Annotated in this window: 8 protein-coding genes and 1 pseudogene; 4 read left to right on the top strand and 5 right to left on the bottom strand. The window is 71.9% G+C overall.

Going from position 1 to position 9,184, the window contains the following annotated elements; translation table 11 throughout:
* The 3 genes from AC1DXK_RS28965 to AC1DXK_RS28975 form a co-directional block, all read right to left on the bottom strand.
* Window positions 1-211 (bottom strand): SAM-dependent methyltransferase (locus tag AC1DXK_RS28965; protein ID WP_477299577.1); only part of this gene is annotated, 211 nt, incomplete at its 3' end.
* A gap of 13 nt (window positions 212-224) precedes the next feature.
* Window positions 225-734, bottom strand: coding sequence for an OsmC family protein (locus AC1DXK_RS28970; RefSeq protein WP_457106189.1), 510 nt, complete (start codon window positions 732-734; stop codon window positions 225-227).
* A gap of 118 nt (window positions 735-852) precedes the next feature.
* A complete protein-coding gene (locus AC1DXK_RS28975) occupies window positions 853-1,977 on the bottom strand; it encodes an aminotransferase class I/II-fold pyridoxal phosphate-dependent enzyme (RefSeq protein ID WP_457106190.1) in 1,125 nt (374 codons plus the stop codon).
* 91 nt (window positions 1,978-2,068) lie between these two features.
* Here AC1DXK_RS28975 and AC1DXK_RS28980 point away from each other — a divergent pair, with 91 nt between their 5' ends.
* The 3 genes from AC1DXK_RS28980 (at window position 2,069) to AC1DXK_RS28990 (ending at window position 4,584) form a co-directional block, all read left to right on the top strand.
* On the top strand, window positions 2,069-3,337 hold the full coding sequence (locus tag AC1DXK_RS28980) for an adenosylmethionine--8-amino-7-oxononanoate transaminase (protein ID WP_457106191.1): 1,269 nt from the start codon (window positions 2,069-2,071) through the stop codon (window positions 3,335-3,337).
* A gap of 146 nt (window positions 3,338-3,483) precedes the next feature.
* Window positions 3,484-3,873, top strand: coding sequence for a response regulator (locus AC1DXK_RS28985; protein WP_457106192.1), 390 nt, complete (start codon window positions 3,484-3,486; stop codon window positions 3,871-3,873).
* A gap of 84 nt (window positions 3,874-3,957) precedes the next feature.
* The gene (locus tag AC1DXK_RS28990) at window positions 3,958-4,584 is read left to right on the top strand and encodes a MarR family winged helix-turn-helix transcriptional regulator (RefSeq protein ID WP_457106193.1); all 627 of its coding nucleotides are present in this window, start codon (window positions 3,958-3,960) and stop codon (window positions 4,582-4,584) included.
* 9 nt (window positions 4,585-4,593) lie between these two features.
* On the opposite strand, the pseudogene AC1DXK_RS28995 reads toward AC1DXK_RS28990, so the two are convergent.
* Window positions 4,594-5,718: pseudogene (locus tag AC1DXK_RS28995) on the bottom strand (CobW family GTP-binding protein); the annotation flags it as partial.
* Between the two features lie 140 nt (window positions 5,719-5,858).
* On the opposite strand from AC1DXK_RS28995, the gene AC1DXK_RS29000 reads away from it, so the two are divergent.
* On the top strand, window positions 5,859-8,003 hold the full coding sequence (locus tag AC1DXK_RS29000) for a TonB-dependent receptor (protein ID WP_477299578.1): 2,145 nt from the start codon (window positions 5,859-5,861) through the stop codon (window positions 8,001-8,003).
* Window positions 8,004-8,016: 13 nt separating this feature from the next.
* Here AC1DXK_RS29000 and AC1DXK_RS29005 read toward each other — a convergent pair.
* Window positions 8,017-9,184: PepSY domain-containing protein (locus AC1DXK_RS29005; protein WP_477299579.1), on the bottom strand; the 1,168-nt coding region annotated here is incomplete at its 5' end.

The following is a 9,184-nucleotide window of genomic DNA, read 5'->3' on the forward strand; positions in this document are numbered from 1 at the left end:
CGCCGGCCCCGACCCGGCGCGCGGCCTCCAGGGTGGTCGCCCCCGCGCCGCAGCCGATGTCGAGGACGGACGCGCCGTGGCGCAGCGGCAGCCGCGCGAACAACGCCTCCGTCAGCGGGACGAACATCGTGTCGAGCACCGCTTGGTTACGCGCCCAACGTGTGCCGACCTCGCCGTTCCAGTACTCGGTCTGGGTGATGCCGCCCGCCATTACCGCTCCTCCGTCAGGCCGTGGTCGCGGCCACCGACAGCTCGGGCTTGTGGTTCAGGGTCTGAAACACCACGCAGTAGCGCTCCGTCAGCTTCAGAAGCTGCGCCAGCTTGTCCTCCGGCGCATCGGTGTCGAGTTCGAAGAACAGGCGGATGCTGCGGAAGCCCACCGGCGCCTCCTTGTCGACCCCGAGGGTGCCGCGGAAGTCGAGGTCGCCCTCGGCGCTGACCGTGCCCGACCGCAGCGGGATCTCCAGGGCGGTCGCCACCGCCTTGAGCGTCACGCCCGCGCAGGCGACCAGGGCCTCCAGCAGCATGTCGCCCGAGCACAGCTCCGCGCCCGAACCGCCGGTCGCCGGATGGAGCCCGGCCTCCGCGATGGCCCGGCCGGTCTCGACCTTGCAGGCGATCTTGGTGTCGTCGAGGGTGCCCTTGGCCTTCAGGGTGATGACCGCGGCATCCGGCGCATCGCGGTACTTGTCCTTGATCGGAGCCTGGAGGGCTCGCAGCGCGCTGGCATCCATGGGCGTCGTCCTCTCGATCCCGGGTCTCACCCGCTCATCGTCGACGGGCTTGCAGGGCGCAGCGCGCCCCGTCAGGGGGGTCTGGTATAGGTGCGGGCGCGGCGGACGGGAAGCGCGGTCAGGCGCGCCCGGTGAGCCGCGCCACGGCATCGGCCAGGGCATCGACCTGCGCCTCTTCGTGGGCTGCCGAGAAGGCTACCCGCAGCCGGGCCGTTCCGTCCGGTACCGTCGGCGGCCGGATCGCCACCACCAGGAATCCGGCGGCCTCCAGGGCCGCCGAGATGGCGAGCGCCTCCTGCGCCGCGCCGACCAGCACCGGCACGACCGCGCTCTCGGCCTCCGGGAGATCCAGGCGGGCGGTGAAGCGCCGGGCCAGGGCGAGCGGGCGGGCGCGCCGCACAGGCTCGGCCTCCAGGATGGTCAGCGCCTCCAGGGCGGCGGCGGCCGAGGCCGGGGGGAGCCCGGTGGTGTAGACGAAGCTGCGGGCACGGCTCGTCATTAGGTCGATCACGGGCCGTGACGCACAGAGATAGCCGCCGTACGACCCCAGCGCCTTTGACAGCGTGCCCATCTCCAGCGGTGCCCGCGGTCCGTCCTCGACCACGCCGATGCCGTGGGCGTCGTCCACCAGCGTCCAGGCATCGAAGCTCTCCGCGACGCCCAGGATGTCGCCGAGGGGCGCCCGGTCTCCGTCCATGCTGAAGACACGCTCGGTGAGGACGAGGGCGCGCCCGTGCCCGGACCGGTGCTCCGCGAGCTGCGCCGCGAGGTCGCCGGGATCGTTGTGGCGGAAGGTCAGCACCCGCGCGCCCGACAGCCGCGCCCCGGCCCACATGCAGGCGTGGGACAGCGCGTCCAGCAGGACGAGGTCGCCGCGCCCGGCGAGCGCCGGGGTGATCCCGAGATTGGCGAGGTAGCCGCTGCCGAAAACGAGGGCGGCCTCCTGTCCCTTGTGGCGGGCGAGCCGCTCCTCCAGCGCCCCGAGATAGGGATGGTCGCCGGTCACGAGCCGCGACCCGCCGGCGCCCGCACCGTGCGCCGCCGCGGCGTCCTGAGCCGCCGCGATCACGCGAGGATGGTGGGACAGGCCGAGATAGTCGTTGCACGAGAAGGAGACGAGCGCCCTGCCCTGCCGGGTCGCCGCGGCGTCGGGGCCGCGCTCGGTCGGCACCAGCCGGCGTCGCAGGCTGCCGGCTTCCAGGGCGTTGAGTTTCCCGCGGGCGAAGGTGTCGAGGCTGTCCATCAGGCTGCGGATGGGAGCCGCCGCGCCGGCAAAGTCAAGCGGCGTGCGCCGAACCCTTGACCGCCGTCCGAGGCCCTCCCATTCCGGATCCATGACCTCCGACACGCCCGCGCGCCACCTCTGGCGGCCCTATACGCAGATGCGCTCGGCCGCCCAGCCCCTGGAGGCCGTGGCAACCCACGGCACCCGCATCGTCCTCGCCGACGGGCGCGAGCTGGTGGATGGCATCGCGTCCTGGTGGACGGCGGTTCACGGTTACAATCACCCGCGCATTGCCGGCGCCGTGGCCGACCAGCTCGCGCGCATGCCCCACGTGATGTTCGGCGGCCTGACCCATGCGCCTGCCGAGCGGCTCGCGACGCGCCTTGCCACCCTGTTGCCGGGCGACCTCGACCACGTCTTCCTCAGCGATTCGGGGTCGGTCGCCGTGGAGGTCGCGCTCAAGATGGCGGCGCAGATGTGGATCAACCGCGGGGTGACCGGCCGAACGCGGGTACTGGCGTTCCGCGGCGGCTATCACGGCGACACGATGGGGGCGATGTCGGTCTGCGACCCCGAGGAGGGCATGCATCGCCGCTTCGGTGCCTACCTGCCCACGCAGCTCTTCTGCGACCTGCCGCGAACGGCTGCGGAAACCGCGGCGCTGGACGCCGCGCTTGCGGCCCACCGCGAGACCCTGGCCGCCGTGATCGTCGAGCCGCTGGTCCAGGGCGCCGGCGGGATGCGGACGCATCCGCCGGAGGTGCTTGCGACCGTCGCCCGGCTCGTGCGCCGCCACGGCCTGCCGCTCATCGTCGACGAGATCTTCACCGGCTTCGGCCGGACGGGAAGCCTGTTCGCCTGCGAGCAGGCCGGGATCGTCCCCGACATCCTCTGCCTCTCGAAGGCCCTCACCGGCGGCACGATGGCGCTCGCCGCCACCGTGGCCCGCACGGAGGTGTTCGAGGCGTTCTGGTCGGAGGATCCCGCAGCCGCGCTGATGCACGGCCCGACCTTCATGGCCAATCCCCTCGCCTGCGCGGCGGCCAATGCCAGCCTCGACCTGTTCGAGAGCGAGCCGCGGCTGACCCAGGCGCGCGCGATCGAAAGCCGGCTCGCCGAGGGGCTGGAGCCCCTGCGGCGGCTGGCCGGGGTTGCCGACGTCCGGATCCTCGGCGCCATCGGGGCCGTGCAGTTCACCGAGGTCCCGGACCTCTCGGCCCTGAAGGCTGCCTTCCTCGCCCGCGGCGTCTGGGTACGGCCGTTCGGGGACATCGTCTATCTCACCCCCGCCCTCACGATCGCGGCGGCGGAGCTCGACCGTCTCGTGGAGGCGGTCGCCGCCGTCGTGACCGAACGGACGTCCGCTTCGGCCCGATGACTTCGGCTCGGTGACCGCGCGCTCGACAAGCCCGCGCGCGCGCCTCCGCACAGGCCTGCAACCCGGGACCGTTTCTACCGTTGGGCCTACGGCTGAAGACGCGTGCGGCGGCCCTCGCGGCCGCACGCTGCCTGAGGGAGTACACAGTGGCGAGCGAGCAGACGGGTTCGAGCGGCGATCGGCCGGTAATCCTCCTCGTCGAGGACGAGGCGCTGACGATCATGGACCTCGGGGACGTGCTGGAGGAGGGCGGCTACGACACCGTGCAATGCGCCTCCGCGGAGCGGGCACTCAGCATCCTTCAGGCCCGCCCGGACATCTGCGGGCTGGTCACCGACGTGCAGCTCTCGGGCAAGACCGATGGGTTCGACCTCGCGAGTTCGGTCGCCGAGGCGCGGCCGCAGCTGCCGATCCTGATCGTGTCCGGGCGCGCGGCCCCGGATCCGGACCGCATGCCCGAGCGTGCGGAGTTCATCGCCCGCCCCTGTACCGGCGAAGACATCCTGGACCGACTGCAGCGCCTCATGCACTGCTGAGCGGCGATCCGCGCCAGTCCCGTCATCGCAGCGTCACCGGTCAGCGCCACAGCGTCCCGGGCGGCCGCATGATGGGGGTGGACGGTGCAGATTCAGGATCGTCCGGCGGCCGCCGGCACTAACGCGGGCGCTCCGGTGGGCGACAAGCAGAAGCGCGATCAGCAGGATGAGGCGGTGGCCGTGCTCGGCCTCGCATCCAAGAAGATGCGGCCGCCCGGCGTGCGCAGCGTCGGCTGGGCGCTCGTCCAGGCCGCACGCCTGCATCGCGCCCGCACCGGCGACCGCCTGGCCAAGCTCGGCCTGTTCGCCGGGCAGGAGCAGGTGGTGCAGGCGCTCGCCGCCGCCGGCACGATGACCATGGGCGACCTCGCCGCGCTGCTGCGTGTCCGCCCGCCCACGGCTTCGAAGACCGTGACGCGCCTCGCAGCCCTCGGCATCGTCGAGCGCCGGGCGGAATCGGGCGACGGGCGCGTAGTCCGGGTGCAGCTCACGGAGGCGGGTCTGGCCAAGGCCGAGGCGATCGAGCGCATTCAGGAAGAGGTCGAGGCCGAGTTGCTCGACCACCTCGACAAGACCGACCGGCGGCGCCTTCGCAAGCTCCTGCGCAAGGCTGCCCGCGGCCTCGCCGAAGCGGCCGGTGCCTCCGGTCAGGCGACCGAGGCGGATGCCGAGATCGAGGCCGAGGACGAAGCCGAGGCGCTGGCGACCTGACCGACCGGCTCAGGCTGCCCTGCGCCATGCGGGGAACGGATCCGGGAGGTCGCGGGACGGCGCGGGATCGAATGGCTCCTGATCGGCGCCCGGCCCGATCAGGCAGGCGTCCAGTGCGGCGGTGAGCGCGCCGCGGTCCATGCCGGTCCCGATGAAGACCAGTTCCTGGCACCGATCGCCCGAGACTGCGCTACAGACATCCTGCAGCCGCGCCTGGAGCTCGGGCGCCTCCGGCCAGCGCCGCCGCGGCACCGCCGACCGCCAGAACCCCATCGCCGAGACCCGCGCCACGGCGCCCGCCAGGGAAAACTCGCCGACCCAGTCCGGCCGCGTCGCCAGCCTGAAAATGGCCCTTGGCCCGGATCAGGCCCGGCCAGGTGGCGTTGACGAAGGCGTTGAAGCGTTCCGGGTCGATGGGCCGCCAGTTGCGATAGACGAACGACGCGATGCCGTATTCCTCGGTCTCCCGGACGTGCTCCTGCGCGCCGGACAGCTCCCTGAACCAGAGCGGGTGCTGCTGCGCCGCCTCCGCGTCGAACAGCCCGGTATCGAGGATCTCGGATAGCGGCGCGCGCCCGTGCTCGGTCTCGAGGATGCGGGCATCGGCGTTCAGCCCGCGCCTCACCGAGCGCACCAGGGCGAGGTGATCGGCGGCGACGTCCCGCGCCTTGTTGATCACCACCACGTCGGCGAACTCGATCTGCTCCACCAGCAGCTCCACGAGCGCCCGGGTATCCTCGGCGCCGGCGGTCTCGCCGCGCTCGCGCAGGAAGGCGGCCGAGCCGTAATCCTTCAGGAGGTTCACCGCATCGACGACGGCCACCATCGTGTCGAGCCGGGCGAGGTCCGACAGGGAGCGCCCGTCCTCGTCGCGGAACGAGAAGGCCGCGGCGATCGGCAGGGGCTCGGCGATGCCCGTCCCCTCGATCAGCAGGTAGTCGGACCGGCCCGCCTCCGACAGGCGGCGGACTTCCGCAAGGAGGTCGTCGCGCAGGGTGCAGCAGATGCAGCCGTCGGTCATCTCGACGAGCGGCTCGTCGGTCCGCGACAGGTCCGCGCCACCCGCCTGCACGAGGTCGGCGTCGAAGTTCACGTCGCTCAGGTGTCGACGATCACGGCGACCCGACGGCCGCCGCATGACACTCTCGTCGCTCCGAGGAACGTTGTTGCAACGATGTAACGTTTCCTGTCTGCGTCGGAGGGCTGGTGGATTTGGCCTTGCGCGAAGGCGCCGCGCCGCAACAATGAAACGATATAACACTGTGTGAGTCTCGATGTCTCCCTCGCGTCGCTTCGGTTTGCTCGCCGGCACGGTCCTGTCCTCGACCGTCTGCGCCTGTCTCACGGTCACCTCCGCGGCTCGTGCCCAGCAGGCCGTCGCCCTCGACGAGATCAGCGTCACGAGCCCGAGCCCGATCCAGGCACCCCGCCCCGGGCCGGCCGCGGATCCCGCGGCTCCAACCGGGATCCTGCCTGTGGCGACCAACACGTTCTCGCCGGTCACCGTGGTGACGCAGGATCAGATCGCCCGCGATCAGCCCCGGACCCTGGGCGACGCCCTGTTCGACCGTCCGGGCATCTCGGGGACGAGCTACGCGCCGGGCGCGGCTTCGCGACCGATCATCCGCGGCCTCGACAACGCCCGCGTGCGGATCCAGGAGAACGGCATCGTCAACGGCGGCGTGTCCGACCTGGGCGAGGATCACGCCGTCCCGGTGAACCCGCTGGTCGCCGACAGGATCGAGGTGATCCGCGGACCCGCGACCCTGCGCTACGGCTCGGGTGCCATCGGCGGTGTCGTTTCGGCCGACAACAACCGGGTGCCGACCTTCATCCCGGCGAACGGCGTGCAGGGGCAGGTGACCAGCGGATTCTCCAGCGTGGATAACGGCCGGCTGGGCGCCGCCACGGTGGATGCCGGCGGCGACGGCGTCGCGGTCCACGCCGACGGTTTCAGGACCGCCAACGACAGCTACGCGATCCCCGGTGGCATCCAGCGGAATTCCTACAACGAGTCTCAGGGCGGCGCGGTCGGCATCTCGGCGATCGGCGACCGTGGCTTCGTCGGCATCTCCGTCAGCCACTACGACGCGATCTACGCGATCCCCGGCGGCGTCGCCGAGCAGGACCGGACGCGCCTCACCCCGAACCAGGACCGGGTCCTGTCGCGGGGTGAGTACCGCCCCCTCGACGGACCCTTCGAGGTGATCCGCTACTGGGCCGGCTACTCGGTCTATCGTCACAACGAGATCGGGATCGGCGGGGACGGGATCGAGGGCGTCCAGGCGATCTTCAAGAACCGCGAGGCCGAGGGGCGCCTGGAACTGCAGCACGTCCCGGTCTTCACGGCGCTCGGCAAGCTCACCGGTGCGCTGGGCTTCCAGTCGGACCGGCGCGTGATCAACACGCAGCTCGAATCGTTCCTGCCGAAGACGGAGACCCGCGCCAACGCGGTCTACCTGTTCGAGGAGCTTGAGCTGCGCCCGGGCACGCGCCTCCAGGCGGCCGGGCGCTACGAGGTCGACCGGCTGTCGAGTACGGCCGCCCAGTTCCCCGCGGACTACGTGCCGGTCGACGGCCAGGAGCCGTTCCAGTACGCGCGGACCCGGCGCTTCGCCCCGAAGAGCGCCAGCATCGGCGCCCTGCAGGATCTGCCCTACGGCTTCGTGGCGAGCCTGACCGGCTCCTATGTCGAGCGCGGACCCACGGGCTACGAGCTGTTCTCGCAGGGGCCGCACGACGCCACCGCGACCTTCGAGATCGGCAACCCGAACCTCAAGAAGGAGCGCGCCCGGACCGTCGAGGCCAGCATCCGCCGGGCCGAGGGACCCTTCCGCCTCGATGCGACCGGCTACTTCACGCGCTATACTGGCTTCATCTACCGCAACTACACGGGGCTCACCTGCGACGATGACTTCGCCTCCTGCGGCGTCGGCTCCGACAACAGGCAGATCGTCTACCAGCAGCAGAACGCTACCTTCTACGGCGCCGAGATCATCGGCCAGTACGACCTCGTGCCGGTTGGCAATGGCTTCGCCGGCATCGAGGCGCAGTTCGACTTCGTCCGCGCCCAGTTCGACAACGGCGCGAACGTGCCGCGCATCCCGCCTTACCGGGTCGGCGGCGGCGTCTATCTGCGGGCCGACGGGTGGTTTGCGCGCGTGAACCTGCTCCACGCCTTCAGCCATGACGCCACGGCAGTGTACGAGACGCCGACGCCCGGCTACGACGACCTGCGCGCCGAGCTGAGCTACACCAAGGCGGTCGATCCCAAGGTCTACGGGGCGAGCGCGATCACCCTCGGGGTCCAGGGCCGCAACCTCCTGAACGACGACATCCGCAATTCGACGTCCTTCAAAAAGGACGAGATCCTGCTGCCGGGGCGGAACGTGCGGCTGTTCCTGACGGCGCGGTTCTGAGGGGCCGCGTCGGTCATCGAGGTTTCTGAGCCGGCAGGCCGCGGCGCAGCCTACGCCAGCCCGCGACGATCCCCGTCACGGCGATCCCGGCGGCCAGGAGGTTCAGAGTCCACTGGGCCGCGTCGTGGAGCGGCCGGTTTCGGGTGAGCCCGGGCAGGTCGAGGCGGTGCGCGGCGTCGAACAGCCAGCGGTTGACCCGGCCCGAGCGATCCAGGCGCTGGAGAAGGGTCCCGTCCCGCGGATCGACGTGGAGCCAGGTGGCGTCCGGGTCGCCGAACCGCAGGCGCAGCACCGGGAGCGGGCGCGGATCGGACCCGCGCGGGTACCAGTAAAGGTCGTAGGCACTCAGGCGCTCCGCCGCGCGCAACGCGCCGCCGGGCAGCGCCGGGGCTGCGGCCCGCGCGATCGCGGCGGCATCGAGGGCCGCGCCGTCATCCGCGCGGCGTGCCGGGACGCTGGTCGGGCCGTCGGCCGGATTGTCGGCGATGATCCACCACGATCCGCCGATGGCGGCGAAGCGCAGCGCCCGGGTCCCGGGGCCGGCGAAGCCGCGCAGGGCTCCGGCGTCGAGGCCGAGGGCGGGGGGCTGTCCGGCATAGGCGGCGCGGATCGCGGCGGGCGCGGCGCTCGACGAGAACCAGCGGTTTGGGTTCATCGAGATCCAGCCGCTGAGGATGAAGGTGCTGAGCCCGATCCCGCCCGCGACGCCGAAGAGGTGGTGCCAGCGGGCGAGCCCGCGATAGGGCGTGACGGCCCCGCCCGCGTACCGCCGCCGGAGGCGTAGGCTCCAGATCCCGATCGCCAGCCCGCTCAGCGCCCCCAGGGCGGCGAAGCCCGACAGCCAGAGCAGGACCGTCCGCCACAGCTCCGGCCGGGCACGCAGCGGCGTGAGGTAGATCCAGTGCGCGACGGCGCCGACCCAGTTCCAGGCCCGCTCGGACCGGGTCGTGTCGAGGGCGATCTCGCCAGTGACCTGCGAGACGTAGAGTTCGGTCCCCGCGACGTCACCGAGGGCGACCTTCAGGAACGGGCGGAGCGGGTCGTACCGGGCCGTGACGGTCCACTGGTCGCGGTCGACCGGCTCGACGCGTGCATCCGGAGCCCCCTCGGCCACGAGACGCTGCGCGTCCTCGAGCGTCAGCGGGCCGAGCCGCGCGCCGGTCCGCGCCGAGACCGTGGCC

The sequence above is a fragment of the Methylobacterium sp. P3_A11 genome (assembly GCF_056403155.1).

Excerpts from the sequence above, each read along its gene's own strand:
- AC1DXK_RS28970 (WP_457106189.1), bottom strand. The coding sequence starts at position 734 with ATGGATGCCAGCGCGCTGCGAGCCCTCCAGGCTCCGATCAAGGACAAG.
- AC1DXK_RS28975 (WP_457106190.1), bottom strand. The coding sequence starts at position 1,977 with ATGGACAGCCTCGACACCTTCGCCCGCGGGAAACTCAACGCCCTGGAA.
- AC1DXK_RS28980 (WP_457106191.1), top strand. The coding sequence starts at position 2,069 with ATGACCTCCGACACGCCCGCGCGCCACCTCTGGCGGCCCTATACGCAG.
- AC1DXK_RS29000 (WP_477299578.1), top strand. The coding sequence starts at position 5,859 with ATGTCTCCCTCGCGTCGCTTCGGTTTGCTCGCCGGCACGGTCCTGTCC.